This is a genomic window from Pseudomonas helmanticensis, from assembly GCF_900182985.1.
Taxonomy (GTDB): domain Bacteria; phylum Pseudomonadota; class Gammaproteobacteria; order Pseudomonadales; family Pseudomonadaceae; genus Aquipseudomonas; species Aquipseudomonas helmanticensis.
The window spans coordinates 410379-429148 of the sequence record NZ_FXUY01000002.1; the positions used below are offsets into that span (position 1 = coordinate 410379).

The following is an 18770-nucleotide window of genomic DNA, read 5'->3' on the forward strand; positions in this document are numbered from 1 at the left end:
TTTCGCCGCCCCCGTGGAGAGCTGCCATGCCCCTGAATACGCAATTGCCACCCTGCTCCATTCTGCTCCTGGCAGGCGGACGCGGCCAACGCATGGGCGGCCAGGACAAAGGACTGGTGGAGTGGCTGGGCGAACCGTTGATTGCCCATCTGCACCGCCAGGTGCGGGCGCTGACTGATGACCTGATCATCTCGTGCAACCGCAATCGTGAGCGTTATGCACCGTTTGCCGATCAGTTGGTCACAGATGACGAAGGCGGATTTCCCGGGCCGTTGGCCGGTATCCTTGCGGGCCTGAACGCCGCCCGCCACTCGCACCTGCTGGTGTTGCCATGCGATGTTCCGCGCATTGACGCAGCGCTGCTGCAAAGCATGCGCGAGACCGCCAGGCAGAATCCTGAAAAACCTTTAATGTTGCGCCATGACGAACATTGGGAACCGTTGCTGTGTGTGATTCCGGTCGCCCTTTTGCCTGCATTCGAAGAGGCCTGGAACAGCGGTGAGCGCAGTCCTGGCCGGGTCATGCGCAACCTCGGCGCCTGTGCACTGGAATGTCCTGACAATGACCCGCGACTGGCCAACCTCAATACCCCCGAACTGTTAAATTCGCACAACACTGTGTCAGACTGACAGCACTCAAGGAACTCTCACGCCTTGTATACGTCTCAAGCTCAGTAACCAAAAGAATTCCCATTCGGAGACACACCCATGACTCAACGGACCCTCGCCACTTTCATGCTCGCACTGGGCCTGGCTACCCTCGCTGGTTGCTCGTCGCCTACAGTGATCACCTTGAATGACGGTCGCGAAATCCAGGCCGTCGACACCCCGAAATACGATGACGATTCGGGCTTCTACGAGTTCAAACAGCTGGACGGCAAAGAAACCCGCATCAACAAGGATCAGGTTCGTACCGTTAAAGAGCTGTAAGCTCTGGGTCGACACCGGATACAGAAAAGCCCGCATTATTGCGGGCTTTTTCATGGGCGCTGGAAAGTGGACTCACCTCACCACTGCAAAGTGATCCGGCTCTCGAATTGCCGTTCTTCACCCGTCACCGGATCGATAAATCGCAGCCCCTGCGCCAGAAGCTTGAGCGGATTGGCGTAGTCATCCTCGACGTCTTTCAGCACATCCGGATAAAACGGATCGTTGCAGATGCTCGCGCCAAGGGCGGTCATGTGCACACGCAGTTGATGCTTCTTGCCGGTCACCGGGAACAGCCCATAACGCCAGAGTTCACCGTTTTTTTCACGGACTTCCACCGCTGTTTCGGTATTACTGACACCCGGCCCTTCCTGCATGCGAAAGAACGGCTGGCCATCGACCAGGCGGCTTTTGTGGATCAGTGGAAAATCAAGATCGGGCAAGGCCGGGGCAATCGCCTCGTAACGCTTGTCGATCTGCCGTGTCGGGAACAGCGACTGGTAGGCCGAGCGGGTTTGCGGATTGGCCGAGAAAATCACCAGCCCCGCCGTGTGCCGATCGATCCGGTGCAGCGGCACCAGATGGGGGTTGTCCAACCGCCGAATCAAGCGCCGCAGCAGGGTTTGCTCGACATACTCGCCGGCGGGTGTCACCGGCAGAAAATGCGGCTTGTCGGCCACCACCAGATGTTCATCGGCATAGAGAATTGACTCGACCACCGGAATCGGTTTTTCGTCCGGCACTTCGCGGAAGTAGTGAATCCGCAGACCTTCCTTGTACGGCAGATCCAGCGTGATCGGCTGGCCCTGACCATCGAGTACCCGACCGCGGGCAATCCGGTCCAGCCATTGCTCGCGACCAATCGCACTGAAATGCTCGCACAGGCAATCGAGCACGGTCAGCCAGGAACCGGGCGGCAGGTACAGCGTGCTGGCCTGATTCTGAGCAGCAGAGAAAGTAGAGGTGGACATACGCGAATTCGAATCCTCAAGACAGGCCGGCATTATCCAACACCGACGGAAACGAACCTAGCGCAGAATCCTCAGGCGGGAATCGATTTGAGCGCCGCGGCCTCGGTGAACTCCTTTAGCCAGCGCAGCACATCGACGGCCTCCCAGCGTCCCGGGTCATACAAGGCGTACAGCAAACCCTGATAGCCGACCACATCGAGTTGCCGGTGGTAACCGGCACGCTGGAACAAGGCTTCGATCTCGGCAAAACAGGTGTTGAAATGCAGTTTGTTGAACGGCGTCTTGCCTTCCGTGACCAGCCCGTCCAGGCGCAATTCGAGGACGGCCTCGCGCACCACGTCAACCGACATCCGGTTCACGCTGTTCTTCAACTGTTCGACATTGACCACGGTTCATCCCTCTGACGCAATTACTGTATGAACATACAGTAACTGAATAAACCGCAAAGTGCCAAGGGATGGATGCGCGGTGACGACCAGCGGGGGCACGTTGCGAAAATCGCTCAGCGCAGGAACGCCACGACTTGATCGGCGCTGAACGGCCAGTCCAGTTCCGCACCGGTATCGACCCGACGCAGTACCGGGATGCGCAGGCTGTAAGCCTCGAACCAGCGCTCGTCTTCAGCGATGTCTACCAGCTCGACCAGCAGACCATGCTCGACAAAAGGCATCAGCTCGGCTTCAGCCACTTCACAGAGATGGCACCCCAGGGTGCCGAACAGCTGACATTCAGGAGGCATGTGCGCTCAACCAACAATTAATTCGCCCATTCTAGGCTCGCCTCCAAATGCCGTCGACCCGCTACCGCCCAAAGGCTCAAGCGCTGCACGCGCAAAACCCTGACGCACATCAGTTGGCAGAAATGGCAATTACGCGATCCTCCCGGACTTTTTGCCTCTACGCTTGAGAAGCTTGAGCCTGACATCGGAGTGTCCCGTGTTTGCCAATCTGTTGATCATCCTCGCCTCGTCCCTCGTGGTGATTGCCCTGTTCCGGCGCCTGCGCCTGCCACCGGTTCTGGGTTACCTGTGCGTCGGATTGCTGGTCGGGCCGAGTGCCTTCGACTGGGTCAATGAGAGCGAACACCTGCCCGATGTGGCTGAACTGGGCGTGGTGTTCCTGCTCTTTTCGCTGGGGTTGGAGTTCTCCCTGTCGAAGATGATTGCACTGCGTCAGGTGGTGTTTCGTCTGGGCAGTCAGCAGGTGTTGATCAGCACGGCGTTGCTGGGTTCGCTGCTGATGCTGCTGGGTATGCCGCTGACGCCTGCGCTGTTGCTCGGCGCAGGGCTGTCGTTGTCGTCTACGGCCATCGTTACCAAAGAGCTGGGCAGCCTCGGCGAGGTATTCAGCAGTCACGGCCAGAATGCGGTCGGCGTTTTACTGTTTCAGGACGTCGTCGCCGTGTTGCTGCTGACGCTGGTTCCGGTGTTTGCCGGCAGCAGCGACCAGGCCTGGTATTGGGCTTTACCGCTGACCCTGGCAAAAACTGTGGTGCTGTTTGTCGGGCTGCTGCTGGCCAGTCGCTGGTTGCTACCACGGCTGTTCCATGAAGTTGCCGCGTCGCGCTCGGCGGAATTATTCGTGCTGCTGGCGCTGGTGATCGTACTGCTGACAGCATGGCTCACGCATTTGCTGGGCTTGTCGCCTGCTCTGGGGGCTTTCCTCGCCGGCATGTTGCTGGGTGAAAGCCACTATCGGCATCAGATCGAGGCGGACATTCGGCCGTTCCGCGACATTCTGCTCGGGGTGTTTTTTGTCAGCATCGGCATGCTGATCAATCTGCAATTGTTCGTCAGCCACAGCCTGTTGATCCTCGGCCTGACGCTGGGACTGATGATCATCAAGGGCATCGTCGTTGCGCTGCTGGTGAAGTGGCGCGGCAGTGACAGTGAAACGGCATGGCGCAGTGGCCTGGCGTTGGCGCAGGGTGGCGAATTCTGTTTTGCCTTGATGGCACAGATGCAGCAGAACAGCCTGATGCCCAATGAACTGGGCGCTCTGCTGCTCGCAGCGACATTCTGCTCGATGCTGCTGACCCCGCTGTTATTGCGCGCCGCACCACGCCTCGCTGCGGCCTTGCACCGCAAGCCCAATCAGGAAGCGCAGATCGAGGAGATCAGCGCGCTCAATGCTGGCCTCGATAAACATGTGGTGATTTGCGGGTACGGCCGGGTCGGCCAATCCATCGGCCGTTTCATGCGCAACGCCCGGCAACCTTTCATTGCGCTGGACAATGATCCGGTACGAATACAGGAAGCCGCCTCGGGCGAAAGCGACGTGCACTACGGCGACTCATCGCGCGGCGATCTGTTGACCGCTGTCGGTCTGTTGCGCGCGAGGTTACTGGTGATCGCCGTCGACCAGAGTGATGTGGCCCTGCGCATCCTCAAGGAGGCGCGCCGGCTCAACGCGCACGTGCCGATTCTGGTGCGCACCCGCGACGACAGCCAATGGGCTGAACTGAAAGCCGCCGGCGCCACCGAAGTGGTGCCGGAGCTGCTGGAATCGAGCCTGATGCTCGCCTCTCACGCGCTGATCATGCTCGGACTGCCGGCGCATCAGGTGCAGGAGAAAGTCGATCAGGTGCGTATCGATCGCTATCGCCTGCTGCACGGCTTCTACCCGGGAGCCGTCGATGAGGAGACTTAATCCTGGCTCACCGCGCCGATCTTGTGCAGTGACAGATCGGCGCCGTAATACTCTTGTTCCTGACTCAGGCGCAGCCCGTGCAGCGCCTTGATCGCGCCGTAGACCACGAACCCGCCGAGCAGCGCCACGGCGACACCCAGCGCGGTGCCGAGCAACTGGCTGATGAGGCTGACGCCGCCGATGCCACCCAGCGCAGTCTGGCCGAATATGCCGCAGGCAATCCCGCCCCACACGCCACACAAACCGTGCAATGGCCAGACACCCAGCACATCGTCGATGCGCCATTTGACCTGCGCAGCGGTAAAGCACCAGACGAACAATGCACCGGCAATCGCTCCGGTCACCAGGGCGCCGACCGGGTGCATCAAATCAGAACCGGCACAGATCGCCACCAAGCCAGCCAACGGGCCGTTGTGCAGAAAACCCGGGTCGTTGCGCCCGACGAGCAGCGCCGCCATGGTGCCGCCGACCATCGCCATCAACGAGTTGACCGCGACCAGACCACTGACGCCCTGCAACGTCTGCGCACTCATCACGTTGAAGCCGAACCAGCCGACAATCAGAATCCACGAACCGAGCGCCAGAAACGGAATGCTCGACGGCGCGAATGCGACCAGTCGTCCGTCGCGATAGCGGCCGTTGCGCGGGCCCAGCAACAGCACGGCGGCCAGCGCCAGCCAGCCGCCCATGGCGTGCACCACCACCGACCCGGCGAAATCATGGAAGGCTGCACCGAACTGCAACGTCAGCCAGGCTTGCAGGCCATAGTTGCCATTCCAGATCATGCCTTCGAAAAACGGGTAGATGAAGGCCACGATCAATGCTGTGGCGCACAGCTGCGGAACGAAGCGCGCTCGTTCGGCAATGCCGCCGGAAATAATCGCCGGAATCGCCGCAGCAAAGGTCAGCAGGAAGAAAAACTTCACCAGTCCATAACCATGATCGGCATTCAGTACAGCCGCTGGCTGCATGAACGTCACGCCGTAGGAGATCCAATAGCCTATAAAGAAATAGGCCAGCGTCGAGACGGCGAAATCACTGAGGATTTTCGACAATGCGTTGACCTGGTTTTTCTGCCGGACCGTTCCGACCTCAAGAAAGGCGAAGCCGGCATGCATGGCCAGGACCATCACCGCGCCGATCAGAATGAACAACGTATTGGAGCTGTGAACCAGCGTGTCCACAGCGCTTTGCAGATTTTCCATGAATAGGCAGACCTGAAGGCTAAAAAGGCACCAAAGCGGTTCGTGCGCACATTTCATGCACCAAGTTGCGACCGCGCGGTCACCGAATGGAATTTCGGCTGAACCGTTTTGGCGCACGAGGTCGATGTGCTGACACCCACCGGGATTATTTGAGTTAAGGTTTTCCTGCATGCGCGCCCGGCAACAGCGCACGACTTGCGAGCGACGCACCACGACACAGCAAAAGTTGTACCAGTCATTTCTACTGAACCTTCGCGCAAGGCTCATACTCGAACGCTTCAGACGTCACTTACGGAGATCTACCCATGGCCAGCATCAAGGCAAAGACTGCTCAAGAAATCCTCATGAACGACTTCCAGACCCTGGTCGCCGACACCGAACGGTTGCTCGAGCACACCGCCACCCTGGCCGGCGATCAGGCGGATGAACTGCGCGAACAGATTCACGACAGCCTGTTGCGTGCCCGGGAAACTTTGAAGTTGACCGAAGACACCTTGCGCGAACGCGGTCAGGCTGCTGTCAGCGCGACTGAAGATTATGTCTCGGCCAATCCATGGCAATCGGTGGGCATCGCGGCCGGTGTCGGCTTTCTGATTGGCCTGCTGGCCACACGGCGCTGATCATGTCGATCGGTGAATCCGGCCCGACTGCGGGCACCGCCTCCTCCACCCGGCGCCTGGGCGCAGCCGTCCTCGGTCTGCTGCACAGCCATGTCGAATTGTTCGGCATCGAATTGCAGGAGCAAAAATCACGCACCGTCAGCCTGTTGCTGTTCGCAGGCCTGGCGCTGGTGTTTGCTCTGCTGTTGCTGGTGGGTTTATCGACACTGGTCATGATCATCTTCTGGGACACTTATCGCCTTGCCGCGATCATCGGTTTGTGCGTGTTTTATACCCTGGCTTCGATCTTCTGCGGGCTGCGCCTCAAGGCTGCAATCTTCGATGAGTCCTCGCCCTTCCACGGCACGCTCGAAGAGCTGGCCAACGACCGGGAGCGCCTGCTGCCATGAGCTTGCCTGAACTTCCACACAACAGCTCACGCCGGGAAATGCGCAAGGCACTGATTCGCTTGCGCATGGAAATGCACCGCCAGGAAATTCGTCATGAAGTCGGGCAAGTGCTGCAGCCATTGCAGCGCGTGCGCGGCATGACGCAAAACCTGCACGACGGTTTTGGTATCAAGCATGCGCCGTTGTGGGGCGTGGCCGCTGTCACGCTACTGGGCTTTCTCACCGGCAAAGGCGCAAAAAGCGGCGGCGTCGGTGGTCTGACCCGGTTGGTTCGACTGGGCACCAGCCTTGGCCCGTTGATCAAACTGGTGATGCAGAGTTCGAGCAAACGCTAAGCCGATACATCTGGCTACATTCTTGCACTGTCGCTGGGATGAACCTCTTTACCCGGAGGTTCAATCCCGCGCGCCTACCCGGTCGGCGGGGTTCAACCAGAACAAGAACGACTAAGGAGGCCTCGTGATCGACGGGCAACCGCTCGCCTGCTTTCAGCCTTTCATCGATACCGCCACCGGACGTATTGCAGGCGTCGAAGCATTGGGCCGCCTGCGCCAGCCTGATGGTCAACTGACGTCGGTCGGGCCGCTGTTCGCCGACCCGCGCATGCCAGCCATCGCCTTGCGCCGCCTTGACCGGCAGATCCGCGACAATGCCATAAGCCGTCTGCACGAAGCGCCGGCCGACTGGTTTCTCAGCCTCAACATGTCGCCGCGCTGGATCAGCCGTCTGCGCCCGGACCAGGCCCTGCCCAGCCTCAAGCAACTGGCTCGACACAACGTCGATCCGCAACGCATCGTGTTCGAAATCACTGAACTGGGCGGCAACGGCCAACGTCTGGCCGAGGTCGTTGCGCGTTATCGCGATGCTGGCGCGAGAATCGCCATTGACGATTTCGGTGCCGGCTATTCACAACTCGATCGCGTACTGGCGCTGCAACCGGACATCCTCAAACTCGACATGCGCCTGTTTCAGGCCGCCGCCCTTGGCGGGCCGAGCAGTGAGGTGGTCAAGGCACTCGCGCAGATGGCCGAGAAAACCGGCTGCTGGATCATCGCCGAAGGGGTCGAGACCGAAGCGCAACTGAATTTCGCCCTCGAATGCGGATCACGTTACGTGCAGGGTTTTCTCTTCGCCCGCGCGCAGGAAGCGTTCTTTGCCACCGATGCCTTCGTGCCGCGCTTCGCCGAACTGCGCCAGCGCTATGTGCAACAGAAACTCGCCGAGCGCGGGCGCTTGATGCAGATGCGCCAGCAACTCGGTGAATTGATGGCCATCCTGCAAGGCTGGGCCGGGGCGCATGCACCGCTCAGTGCATTACCACAACTGGAAGCCTTTCCCTGGCTGCTGCGCTTTTATCAGTGCGACCGCCACGGCACGCAACTGACCCCAAACCTTGAGTGGCGACACAACGGCTGGGTCGCCGATAACCGCTATCTGGGCCACAACTGGTCATGGCGTCCGTACTTCTATCACTTGCTCGCCGAGGGCTGGGAGGAGCGGCGCCTGACCCTGTCCAACACCTACCGCGACGCCACCAGCAATCAGTATTGCCTGACGGCCGGGCAGTTTTTCGATAACGGTGAGCGGCTGCTGTTGATCGACATTGACGCCGCAGGGTTGTAGTTCGGCTTGCAGGCATGCGCACGAACCGGGAAGCTAGGGCAACAGTCATCCTGACGGAGAGAATCAGCCTTGGATTGGCAAACCCTGCTCAACCGCGAACGCCTCGGCAAGCCGCTGCACAGCCCGCAAGAACTCGGCCGCAGCCCTTTTCACAAAGACCACGACCGCATCATCTTCTCCGGTGCCTTCCGCCGCCTGGGCCGCAAGACCCAAGTGCACCCGGTGTCGAGCAACGACCATATTCACACGCGTCTGACCCACTCGCTGGAAGTCAGTTGCGTGGGTCGTTCGCTGGGCATGCGGGTCGGCGAAACCCTGCGCAGCGCCCTGCCCGACTGGTGCGACCCGAGTGATCTGGGCATGGTGGTGCAATCGGCGTGTCTGGCCCACGACATCGGCAACCCGCCCTTCGGTCACTCCGGTGAAGATGCCATTCGCCACTGGTTCCAACAGGCCGCCGGGCGTGGCTGGCTCGATGCAATGAGCGAAGCCGAGCGCGGTGACTTCCTCAATTTCGAAGGCAACGCTCAAGGCTTTCGGGTACTGACTCAACTGGAATATCACCAGTTCGACGGTGGCACTCGCCTGACCTACGCGACCCTCGGCACGTATTTGAAATACCCGTGGACGGCACGTCACGCTGACTCGCTCGGTTACAAGAAGCACAAGTTCGGCTGCTACCAGAGCGAGCTGCCGCTGCTCGAACAGATCGCCCACAAACTGGGTCTGCCGCAACTGGAAGATCAACGCTGGGCGCGCCATCCGCTGGTTTATCTGATGGAGGCCGCCGACGACATCTGCTATGCGCTGATCGATCTGGAAGACGGTCTGGAAATGGAGTTGCTCGAGTACGCCGAAGTCGAGTCGCTGCTGCTCGGGCTGGTCGGTGATGACCTGCCGGAGACTTACCGTCAGCTCGGCCCGCAGGATTCCCGCCGGCGCAAACTGGCGATTCTGCGCGGCAAAGCCATCGAGCATTTGACCAATGCGGCGGCGCGAGCATTCGTCGAGCAACAAGACGCGCTGCTCGCCGGCACTCTGCACGGCGATCTGGTGGAACACATGCACGGTCCGGCCAAACGCTGCGTGTTGAACGCCAAGGACATTGCCCGCAAGAAGATCTTTCAGGATAAACGCAAGACGCTGCATGAAATCGGCGCCTACACCACGCTGGAGATCCTCCTCAACGCGTTTTGCGGTGCGGCACTCGAGCAGCACAATGGTCGTACGCCGTCGTTCAAGAGCCGCCGCATCCTCGACCTGCTGGGAAACAACGCACCTGACCCGCATGGGCCGCTGCACGCGTCGTTCCTGCGCATGATCGATTTCATCGCCGGCATGACCGACAGTTACGCCAGCGACATGGCGCTGGAAATGACCGGTCGCTCCAGTCACTGACAATGTTCGTCTCGACCGTCCAGCCTGCGCTGGCCGGTTGAGTGCGGGTGTCGTGAGTAGTCATCGCCCGCCCAGGAACCCATGTGTCTCTCAAAAAGCTTTCACAAACTCTCCTGAAACATTAATAAACATCTACCCGATATCTTTAAACAATTTAGAACAGCCCTATAAACATACAAACCCCACACTTCCTAATGCTACACCTAGTTCAACCGTAGTCGAATTCCCTTAAGTGTGTAGGAATAATCCTATATTGCCGCTAGAGCCACCTCAGTTCATGCGAGCGCTCATTCATCTGAGCTAAGGTGCGCGCTTTATTCGCGTACGTATGGGATTTGATTATGAACTCCGTTTTTATTGTCGATGATCACCCCGTCATCCGACTTGCCGTTCGAATGCTGCTGGAGCACGAAGGCTACAAGGTCGTTGGCGAAACCGATAATGGGGTCGATGCCATGCAAATGGTCCGCGAATGCATGCCCGATCTGGTCATTCTCGACATCAGTATCCCCAAGCTCGATGGGCTGGAGGTTCTCGCTCGTTTCAACGCCATGAGCACCCCGCTCAAGACCCTCGTACTGACCGCCCAGTGCCCGACTCTCTTCGGTATTCGCTGCATGCAGTCCGGCGCATCCGGTTACGTGTGCAAGGAAGAAGACCTCAGTGAACTGGTCAGCGCCATCAAGGCAGTTCTTTCCGGTTACAACTATTTCCCCAGCCAGGCACTCAATCCGGTACGCAGCGACGATATACGTTATGCCGAACTTGAACTGTTCAAATCCGTCAATGACCGTGAACTTATGGTCTTGCAGTTATTTGCCCAAGGCCGTACTAACAAGGAAATTGCCAAAGGCATGTTCCTCAGTAACAAGACCGTCAGCACTTACAAAAAACGCCTGATGCAAAAACTCAAAGCCAAGTCCCTGGTGGAACTTATCGAGATGGCCAAACGTAACGCATTAGTGTGAGAGCCCGCATGCCCATTCGCCTTGTCCATTTTGCCGGACTGATTGCAGGCCTGTTTCTGAGTACACAGGTTCTGGCCTCCCTCCTCGCCCCGCACAGCTATGTCCTGCGGAGCCGGTCAACGTTCGAATTGATGCCAGTGCCCCTCGATGCCTCACAACGGCAATGGTTGCAGGGACGGCATGAACTGATCCTGGGCACCTCCGCCCCGGATTATCCACCGTTCGACATGACGTCAAGCGGGCGCGACTACGAGGGCTTCACCGCGGACTACGCCGGTTTCCTCCGCCAGGCCACCGGCTTGCCGATCCGCATCGAGCGCTTCGCCTCCCGGGACGCGGCCCTGGAAGCGCTGCTGGCGGGCCAGGTCGACATCCTCGGCAGCGCCAACGGATTCGAAGCGAGCAACCCCGACATCGTCCTTTCCATCCCCTACGCCATCGATCAACCAGTGCTGGTGACCCGGGAAGACGAGACCCGTTCGCTGACCGAAAGGCTGGCCGGATTGCGTCTGAGCATGGTCTATCACTACTTGCCGCAAGAAGAAGTCAAAGCCCTGTACCCGAAGGCCATTCTCACTTCCTACCCGTCCTACCAGAATGCGATCAACGCGGTAGCATTTGACCAGGCCGACGTGTTTCTCGGCGACACCATTTCCACCCACTACATGATCAACAAGGGTTACCTGAACAACATTCGCATGGCCAACTTCGGCAAACAGGAAGCCCATGGCTTCAGCTTTGCCGTACACACTGGCAACGGGCAACTGCTGAACATCATCAACACCGTACTCAATGCTGTTCCGCGCAGTGAACGCGACAGTATTGCGAAACGCTGGAGTGCCGGCAGCGACATCCTGCTGACCGACCAGAAGTTGCAATTGACCCGTAATGAAGAAGAATGGCTCAAACAGCACCCGGTGATTCGAGTGGTGGTCAACGACGCCCTCGCGCCGCTGACATTTTTCGACAGCGACGGCAATTTCCGGGGCATCACCGCCGACCTGCTCGAACTGCTGCGCCTGCGCACCGGACTACGCTTCGACATTCGCCGCAGTCACAGCGACGACGCAATGATCGAGCAGGTCAGGCTGCATCAAGCCGATCTGATCGCTGCCCTGCTACCAAGTCCGCAACGTGAGAAGCGCCTGCAATTCAGCCGCCCCTACCTGGAAAACTCCTACGTTTTACTGACGCGCAAAGCCGCTGACAGCCCTTCGCATCTGAGTCAGCTCAAGGATAAGTACCTGGCGATCGCCCAGGGCAGTCCCTTGACCGATTACCTGCGCCGCGAGTTTCCACACATCGAAGTCATTGAAACGTCCGATACCTTCAGCGCCGCGACCTTGCTTGCCGAGGGCAAGGTTGATGGCGCCGTCAGTTCGCTGGTGATTGCCAACTATCTGATTTCATCGCGCATCTTCGAACACCCCTTGCAGATCACTACCACCCTTGGCACACGTCAGGCAGCGTTTTCACTGGCCATCGCGCGAGGCAATACCGAGCTGGGCTCGATCCTCGACAAGGCACTGCTAAGCATCACGCCCGAAGAACTGGGCGTGATCAACAGTCGCTGGCGGGGTTTCTCGACAGCGGCGCAAAGTAACTGGCGGCATTACCAGCGCCTGTTCTATCAAGTGATTGGTGGTGCCTGCCTGCTGCTGTTGTTGTCATTGCTCTGGAACGCTTACATGCGTCGACAGATCAAGCAACGCAAGATGGCCGAACGGGCCTTGAATGATCAGTTCGAATTCATGAGTTCGCTGGTCAACGGCACGCCCCATCCCATCTATGTGCGTGATTGCCAGGGTTTGCTGCAGAGCTGCAACGACAGCTACCTTGATGCGTTCAATGCCAAACGCGAAGACGTCATCGGCAAAAGTGTCATGCAAGGCACGCTGAGCAACGCGTTCGAAGCCCAGACATATCAGGCGGACTACCAACGAGTGGTAGCTGAAGGTACGCCGCTGGTACTTGATCGTCCGTTGCATATCGGTACCCGACGCTTGACGATCTATCACTGGATATTGCCCTACCGCGACTCCAGCGGCGAAGTCAAAGGCATCATCGGTGGCTGGATCGACATCAGCGAGCGCCGCCAACTGTTCGATGAACTGCGCCTGGCCAAGGAACAGGCGGATGACGCCAATCGCGCCAAAAGCACCTTTCTGGCGACCATGAGCCACGAGATCCGCACGCCGATGAATGCGGTGATCGGCATGCTCGAACTGACCCTCAAGCGCATGGACCAACAGCATCCGGACCGATCGTCAATCGACACCGCCTACCACTCGGCCAAGGATCTGCTGGGACTGATCGGCGATATCCTCGATATCGCCAGAATCGAGTCCGGCCGCCTGAGCCTGAGCCCGGAACGGGTCAACCTTGTTGAAACGGTGGCGTCGGTGGCGAGAATCTTCGATGGCCTCGCCCGACAGAAAAACCTCCCCCTGACACTGACCGTCAATCCACCCGAACTGGACGTCGACGTTGATCTGGACCCGATGCGCTTCAAGCAGGTGCTGTCGAACCTGATCAGCAACGCCATCAAGTTCACCGAACACGGACGCATCCGTATCGACCTCGACATACTGCCCGGCGGCACACCCGAACTCTCACTGATCCAGTTGACGATTCAGGACACCGGCGTCGGTATCAGCGCCGAAGTCCAGCAACGACTGTTCGAACCTTTTTCCCAGGCCGACAACGCTCAACAGCAAAGCCGTGGCGGCGCAGGCCTCGGTCTGTTCATCAGTCGCAGCCTCTGCGAAATGATGGGTGGCCGGTTGCAATTGTGCAGTCAGCCCGGCATCGGCACCCAGGTCTGCCTGTCGATGCCGCTACAGACGCTACCCAGCGAAGTGAGCACCGCACGGCGCGAGCCGCCGATCCGGGTGACTTTCGCGCCGTTGAACATATTGGTGGTCGATGACCATCCGGCCAATCGCCTATTGATGTGCCAGCAACTGGAATACCTGGGGCACCGCTTCAGTCTGGCCGAAGAGGGTCGAAGCGGTCTGGAAAAATGGCAGACCGGCAATTTCGATCTGGTCATCGCCGACTGCAATATGCCGGTGATGAACGGCTATGAGCTGACCCGAGCGATTCGCCAGCAGGAGCAACTGACCGGGAAACCACCGTGTACCGTGCTGGGTTTCACGGCCAACGCGCAACCCGAGGAAATCCAGCGCTGCAAACAGGCCGGCATGAACGACTGCCTGTTCAAACCGCTGAGCCTCAGCGCGCTGAGCCACTGGGTCAACGAACTCAAGCCGGCCTTCCCGGCACCAACCTTCAACCTTGAAGGCCTCAGTCAGCTCACGGGGGATAACCCGGTGCAGATCCAGCGTCTGCTCCGCGAACTGCTCAACAGCAGCCGGCTTGATCGCCAGGAACTGCTGGCCTTGTCGCCGCACTCCGACCGCGAGGCGTTGATCGTGACGGCGCACAAGATCAAGGGCGCCGCGCGGATTGCCCAGGCGTCGCGCCTGATCGCCTGTTGCGAAGCACTGGAGCAAGCCTGCGTACAAGTGCAGTCCGCAGCCACCATCGCTCAACACTGCAAAACCACCGACACGGCAATACTTGAACTGGAGCAGGCATTGCAACAACAGCTGGAGCAGAACCATAAAAGCAGAATGACCGAGCCTTAACTATGCTTGGGCGCTGAGCAGTGTGTTTATCCCCCATGGAGAGTCAGCAATGCCCAGCCCACTGCGCACGGATCAACGCCGGTTCCCTCTGCACGTACATATCAGCGTGATGTTCACCTTCCTGATGTTGCTGACCGCAGTGGTGCTGGGGCTGTTCAATTACAGCCAGACGACCCGCATCATTCTTTCGAGCAGTGAGCATCTGTTCAATCGGATCGAACAGGATGTACGCCTGGATCTGCACGCCACGTACCAGCCGATCCGCCACTTGTTGAGCCTGCTGGCCGACTACCCCGCGGCCCAGGCAACTGATCTGCAACAGCGTCTGGCTCTGCTCAAACCCTTCAGCCAGTCGCTCAAGGACAATCCTGACCTCGCTTCGCTTTACCTCGGCTATGGCAATGGCGACTTCTTCATGGTGCGGGCCTTGCGCAGCGAGGCCTTGAAGACCCAGCTCAAGGCGCCGCCGGCAGCGGTGTATCAAGTCTGGAGCATCGAGCACGACGGCAGCGCCGGCACCCGCTCGCAGTCATTGTTTTTCGATCAGGGCCTGTCGCTCCTCGCCCGCCAGGACAACCCCGATGACAGTTACGATCCACGCAGCCGCGATTGGTACAGCAACGCCCGGCAAAGTGGCGACCAGATCACCACCGAACCCTATGTTTTTTTCTCCACTCACAATGTCGGTACCACCCTGGCCCGACGCAGCGCTGACACGACGGTCATCGGCGCCGACCTGACCCTCGCCGCGCTCTCGGCGACGCTGATCAAGCACGTGGTGACGCCGAACACCGAGATCGTCCTGTTCGACGCCGAAGGCAATGCCGTGGCCTGGCCGGACAGCAGCCGACTGATCGTCGACGACCGCACCGCGCGCCTGGCCAAGGCTGCCGACTTGAGCCCGCGCCTGCATGCCTTGTTGTCCGGCAAGCAGCACGGCAATCGCATAAAAGTCGATGGCCGCCCGTGGATCGTCGCCCGCAGCAGCTTGCAGGAGGGCGGGCCGCAAGGCCTGCAAATGGCCTTGCTGGTGCCGGAGGATGAATTGCTCGTCGACGCTTATCGCATGCGCTGGCAAGGCGCGCTGATAACCCTGGCAACGTTGCTGTTGTGCCTGCCATTGGGCTGGCTGATTTCGCGCACACTGGTCAAACCCTTGCACGCTCTGGTCAAGGAAGCCGATGCGATTCGCAGTTTCGACTTCAATTTCCCGGTGACCCGGCGCTCGCCCGTGCTGGAAGTTGACCAACTGAGTCTGTCGATGGCGCGCATGAAGGACACCCTGGCGAGCTTCTTCCGCATCACCGACAGCCTGTGCGCCGAAACCCGCTTCGCGCCGTTGCTGCAACGGGTGCTGTTCGAGACGGTGCAGATCGCCCAGGCACAGGCGGGCCTGATTTATTTGCGCGAGAGCGATGGCAGCCGCATGGAGCCTTACGGATTGGTGATCGATGACACCCCGCAAACCCTGGAAACTTTCGACATTCAGGGCCACGACCTGCAAACGAGCCAGGGCCCGGCATGGTTCGAGGAACTGGTGCACGCCGACAATGTGGTCACCAACCTCGGTTTCGAGCAGGCCAGGGATTTGCAAAAAGTATTGCTCGCGATGACGTCACCGCGCGTGCATCTGATCGGCATACGCCTGCGCAACCGCCACAACGAAACCATTGGCCTGTTGATTTTGCTGGTCAATGACAGCGGCACGCCTGCCGATCTGGAAAAACTGCGCCCCGACCGTATCGCCTTCCTGCAAGCGGTATCCGGCGCGGCGGCAGTGAGTATCGAAAGCCAGCGCCTGCAGGCGAAACAGAAACAGTTGCTGGACGCTTTCATTCAATTGCTCGCCGGCGCTATCGATGCCAAAAGTCCGTACACCGGCGGCCACTGTCAGCGCGTGCCGGAGCTGACCCTGATGCTCGCCCAGGCTGCGGCGGCCAGCCAGGCACCGGCGTTCAGCACCTACCAGCCCACCGAGGATGACTGGGAAGCCTTGCACATTGCGGCGTGGCTGCACGATTGCGGCAAGGTCACGACGCCGGAATACGTGGTCGACAAAGCCACCAAGCTGGAAACCATCAACGACCGCATCCACGAGATTCGCACGCGCTTCGAGGTGCTCAAGCGCGATGCCTGGATCGATTACTGGCAAGCGCTGGCCAAGGGCGCAGACGAGGTGGCATTGCGCGACCTGCGGGATGCCACACTGGCTGCGCTGGACGCAGACTTCGCCTTTGTCGCCCGTTGCAATCTGGGCGGCGAAGCCATGGCCGAAGCCGATCTGCAACGCCTCGATAAGCTTGCCCGCCGGACCTGGACGCGCACGCTGGATGATCGATTGGGCGTGTCGTGGGACGAAAACCGCCGTCAGGCCCGCACGCCTGCGCCGACCCTGCCGGTCAGCGAATCGCTGCTGGCAGACAAGCCCGAACATCTGCTTGAACGAGACAAGAACGAGTTGATACCCGAAGACAATCCATGGGGTTTCAAGCTGGATGTACCGCGCTACAAATACAATCGTGGCGAGTTGTATAACCTGAGCATCACCCGTGGCACGCTGACCCGCGAGGAGCGCTACATCATCAATCACCACATGGTGCAGACGATCATGATGCTCAGTCACCTGCCCTTCCCCGGCCACCTCGAGAGCATCGCCGAAATCGCCGGCGGCCATCATGAAAAGATGGACGGCAGCGGTTACCCGAAACGCTTGAAACGTGAGGAAATGAGCCTGCCGGCACGGATGATGGCGATCGCCGATATTTTCGAAGCGCTGACCGCAGCCGATCGGCCCTACAAGAAGGCCAAGTCGCTGAGCGAAGCGTTAGGGATCATGGCGACGATGTGCCGCGAGGCGCACATCGATGCACAACTGTTCGGCTTGTTCGTCAACGAGGGTGTGTACCTGCAATACGCCGCACGTTTTCTCGATCCACAGCAAATCGACGCCGTGGATACGGCCAGCCTGTTGCACAAGGCTGGCCTCACCGCATGATCAGCAGTCGGTCAGACGTAGGAAGATCGACGCCAGTTGTTCGATGCCGGCCTGATCGTCGGCGCCGAAACGCGCCAGTTTCGGGCTGTCCAGATCGAGAACAGCGACCAGGTGGCCGTCCTTGACCAACGGCACGACCAACTCACTGTTCGACGCGCTGTCGCAGGCGATGTGCCCGGGAAACGCGTGCACATCTTCGACCCGCTGGGTTTGCCGAGTGGCCGCCGCCGCGCCGCACACGCCACGACCGAATGGAATGCGCACGCAGGCGATTTGCCCCTGAAACGGGCCGAGCACCAGTTCTTCGTTACGATTGAGGTAGAAACCGGCCCAGTTCAGATCATCGAGCTGGTTGAACAGGAACGCCGAAAACTGCGCAGCGTTGGCGATAAAATCGCGCTCGTCAGCCAGCAGCGACTCCAGTTGAGCGGCCAACATGCCATAGCCTTCGAGGCCCTGGCCGCTTTGTTGCAAATCAATCATGCCTTGTGCTCCAACAATTTCAGTCCCACCCAGTATCGGGCGAATTGATACGCGCAACGTCCGTTGCGATTACCGCGGCCGGTGGCCCAACGCACGGCAAGGATGTCCAGTTCTTCGTCGCGCTGCCAGCTCAGGCCGGCCTTGGCGGCCAGTTGGCCGATCCAGTGTTCGACGACGTCGAGGAAATGTTCTTGGGTAAACGGGTAAAACGACAGCCACAGGCCGAATCGATCCGACAGGGCGATCTTGTCTTCGACGGCTTCGCTTGGGTGCAGCTCGCCATCTACACGTTTCCAGTTTTCGTTGTCGCTTTCCTTTTCCGGCACCAGATGGCGGCGGTTGGAGGTCGCGTAGAGCAAAACGTTATCCGGCGCCTGCTCGAGCGAACCGTCGAGCACGCTTTTCAGGACGCGGTAATCGCCTTCACCGGACTCGAACGACAAATCATCGCAAAACAGCACGAAGCGTTGTGGCAGCTTACCGATCTGCTCGACCACGCGGGGCAGGTCAGCCAGATGGTCGCGCTCGATTTCGATCAGGCGCAGGCCGGATTTGGCGTGTTCGGCGAGCAGCGCCCGTACCAGCGAGGATTTGCCGGTACCGCGCGAGCCCCAGAGCAATGCGTGGTTGGCCGGCATGCCGTCAAGGAATTGCTGAGTGTTGCGGCCCAGCTGCTCGAGTTGACGGTCGACACCAATCAGGTCGGACAGGCGCATGTCGAGGCTGACTTCCAGCGGCAGCAGATACCCGCTGCGGCCGTCACGCTGCCAGCGCGCAGCCAGGCACGTGCCCCAGTCAATGACGGGGCGCGATGCCGGCAACAGCGGTTCGATTCGCGCCAGAACCGATTCGGCGCGCTCAAGAAAAGCATTCAATCGGGAATCCACGTCTTCT

17 protein-coding genes are annotated in these 18770 nt (G+C 59.6%); 11 read left to right on the forward strand and 6 right to left on the reverse strand.

Annotated elements, in window-relative coordinates:
* Positions 1-26: 26 nt before the first annotated feature.
* Together mobA and QOL84_RS24585 are read left to right on the forward strand one after the other, a co-directional pair.
* Positions 27-629, forward strand: a complete 603-nt coding sequence (mobA, locus tag QOL84_RS24580) for a molybdenum cofactor guanylyltransferase MobA (RefSeq protein WP_283438886.1) — start codon at positions 27-29, stop codon at positions 627-629.
* A 78-nt stretch (positions 630-707) separates the two neighbouring features.
* Positions 708-929 carry a YgdI/YgdR family lipoprotein gene (locus QOL84_RS24585; protein WP_007908660.1) on the forward strand — a complete coding sequence of 74 codons (222 nt, stop codon included), beginning with the start codon at positions 708-710 and terminating at the stop codon, positions 927-929.
* A 77-nt stretch (positions 930-1006) separates the two neighbouring features.
* Here the strand turns inward: QOL84_RS24585 and QOL84_RS24590 are convergent, their stop codons facing one another.
* From QOL84_RS24590 to QOL84_RS24600, 3 genes are all read right to left on the reverse strand, one after another.
* Positions 1007-1897 (reverse strand): pseudouridine synthase, encoded by an 891-nt coding sequence (locus tag QOL84_RS24590; protein WP_283438887.1) that lies wholly within the window; start codon positions 1895-1897, stop codon positions 1007-1009.
* A gap of 71 nt (positions 1898-1968) precedes the next feature.
* Complete coding sequence (locus QOL84_RS24595) at positions 1969-2286, reverse strand: transcriptional regulator (RefSeq protein WP_095189592.1); 318 nt, start codon at positions 2284-2286, stop codon at positions 1969-1971.
* Between the two features lie 113 nt (positions 2287-2399).
* Positions 2400-2636 carry a glutaredoxin family protein gene (locus QOL84_RS24600; RefSeq protein ID WP_129394881.1) on the reverse strand — a complete coding sequence of 79 codons (237 nt, stop codon included), beginning with the start codon at positions 2634-2636 and terminating at the stop codon, positions 2400-2402.
* A 196-nt stretch (positions 2637-2832) separates the two neighbouring features.
* On the opposite strand from QOL84_RS24600, the gene QOL84_RS24605 reads away from it, so the two are divergent.
* Entirely contained in the window at positions 2833-4545 is a 1713-nt protein-coding gene (locus QOL84_RS24605) for a cation:proton antiporter (protein ID WP_283438888.1), read from the forward strand.
* On the opposite strand, the gene QOL84_RS24610 is transcribed toward QOL84_RS24605, so the two are convergent.
* Positions 4542-5750, reverse strand: coding sequence for an ammonium transporter (locus QOL84_RS24610; RefSeq protein ID WP_283438889.1), 1209 nt, complete (start codon positions 5748-5750; stop codon positions 4542-4544). The two genes, QOL84_RS24605 and QOL84_RS24610, sit on opposite strands and share 4 nt — an antisense overlap.
* A 305-nt stretch (positions 5751-6055) precedes the next feature.
* On the opposite strand from QOL84_RS24610, the gene QOL84_RS24615 reads away from it, so the two are divergent.
* From QOL84_RS24615 to QOL84_RS24650, 8 genes are all read left to right on the forward strand, one after another.
* Positions 6056-6370, forward strand: a complete 315-nt coding sequence (locus QOL84_RS24615) for an ElaB/YgaM/YqjD family protein (protein ID WP_053122315.1) — start codon at positions 6056-6058, stop codon at positions 6368-6370.
* A gap of 2 nt (positions 6371-6372) precedes the next feature.
* Positions 6373-6759 carry a phage holin family protein gene (locus QOL84_RS24620; protein ID WP_008079909.1) on the forward strand — a complete coding sequence of 129 codons (387 nt, stop codon included), beginning with the start codon at positions 6373-6375 and terminating at the stop codon, positions 6757-6759.
* Complete coding sequence (locus QOL84_RS24625) at positions 6756-7094, forward strand: hypothetical protein (RefSeq protein ID WP_129394884.1); 339 nt, start codon at positions 6756-6758, stop codon at positions 7092-7094. The genes QOL84_RS24620 and QOL84_RS24625 overlap by 4 nt, the downstream gene beginning before the upstream one ends.
* Positions 7095-7218: 124 nt before the next feature.
* Positions 7219-8382, forward strand: a complete 1164-nt coding sequence (locus QOL84_RS24630; protein WP_283438890.1) for an EAL domain-containing protein — start codon at positions 7219-7221, stop codon at positions 8380-8382.
* A gap of 69 nt (positions 8383-8451) precedes the next feature.
* On the forward strand, positions 8452-9780 hold the full coding sequence (locus QOL84_RS24635; protein ID WP_129394886.1) for a deoxyguanosinetriphosphate triphosphohydrolase: 1329 nt from the start codon (positions 8452-8454) through the stop codon (positions 9778-9780).
* 341 nt (positions 9781-10121) lie between these two features.
* Positions 10122-10748, forward strand: coding sequence for a response regulator transcription factor (locus QOL84_RS24640; protein WP_064391377.1), 627 nt, complete (start codon positions 10122-10124; stop codon positions 10746-10748).
* 8 nt (positions 10749-10756) lie between these two features.
* Positions 10757-14398 (forward strand): transporter substrate-binding domain-containing protein, encoded by a 3642-nt coding sequence (locus tag QOL84_RS24645; RefSeq protein WP_283438891.1) that lies wholly within the window; start codon positions 10757-10759, stop codon positions 14396-14398.
* Positions 14399-14447: 49 nt separating this feature from the next.
* Positions 14448-17393: an HD domain-containing phosphohydrolase gene (locus QOL84_RS24650; RefSeq protein WP_283438892.1), complete on the forward strand. Its 2946-nt coding sequence runs from the start codon at positions 14448-14450 to the stop codon at positions 17391-17393.
* On the opposite strand, the gene QOL84_RS24655 is transcribed toward QOL84_RS24650, so the two are convergent.
* Both QOL84_RS24655 and QOL84_RS24660 read right to left on the reverse strand, forming a co-directional pair.
* Entirely contained in the window at positions 17394-17876 is a 483-nt protein-coding gene (locus QOL84_RS24655; protein WP_283438893.1) for a GAF domain-containing protein, read from the reverse strand. It abuts the gene before it with no gap.
* Positions 17873-18763 (reverse strand): ATP-binding protein, encoded by an 891-nt coding sequence (locus QOL84_RS24660; protein ID WP_129394890.1) that lies wholly within the window; start codon positions 18761-18763, stop codon positions 17873-17875. The genes QOL84_RS24655 and QOL84_RS24660 overlap by 4 nt, the downstream gene beginning before the upstream one ends.
* Positions 18764-18770 lie beyond the last annotated feature (7 nt).

Bases quoted from the DNA above. Each gene is read 5' to 3' on its own strand.
- QOL84_RS24585 (WP_007908660.1), top strand. From the start codon at position 708: ATGACTCAACGGACCCTCGCCACTTTCATGCTCGCACTGGGCCTGGCT.
- QOL84_RS24620 (WP_008079909.1), top strand. From the start codon at position 6,373: ATGTCGATCGGTGAATCCGGCCCGACTGCGGGCACCGCCTCCTCCACC.
- QOL84_RS24645 (WP_283438891.1), top strand. From the start codon at position 10,757: ATGCCCATTCGCCTTGTCCATTTTGCCGGACTGATTGCAGGCCTGTTT.
- QOL84_RS24590 (WP_283438887.1), bottom strand. From the start codon at position 1,897: ATGTCCACCTCTACTTTCTCTGCTGCTCAGAATCAGGCCAGCACGCTG.
- QOL84_RS24625 (WP_129394884.1), top strand. From the start codon at position 6,756: ATGAGCTTGCCTGAACTTCCACACAACAGCTCACGCCGGGAAATGCGC.
- QOL84_RS24600 (WP_129394881.1), bottom strand. From the start codon at position 2,636: ATGCCTCCTGAATGTCAGCTGTTCGGCACCCTGGGGTGCCATCTCTGT.
- QOL84_RS24650 (WP_283438892.1), top strand. From the start codon at position 14,448: ATGCCCAGCCCACTGCGCACGGATCAACGCCGGTTCCCTCTGCACGTA.
- QOL84_RS24655 (WP_283438893.1), bottom strand. From the start codon at position 17,876: ATGATTGATTTGCAACAAAGCGGCCAGGGCCTCGAAGGCTATGGCATG.
- QOL84_RS24610 (WP_283438889.1), bottom strand. From the start codon at position 5,750: ATGGAAAATCTGCAAAGCGCTGTGGACACGCTGGTTCACAGCTCCAAT.
- QOL84_RS24640 (WP_064391377.1), top strand. From the start codon at position 10,122: ATGAACTCCGTTTTTATTGTCGATGATCACCCCGTCATCCGACTTGCC.
- mobA (WP_283438886.1), top strand. From the start codon at position 27: ATGCCCCTGAATACGCAATTGCCACCCTGCTCCATTCTGCTCCTGGCA.
- QOL84_RS24615 (WP_053122315.1), top strand. From the start codon at position 6,056: ATGGCCAGCATCAAGGCAAAGACTGCTCAAGAAATCCTCATGAACGAC.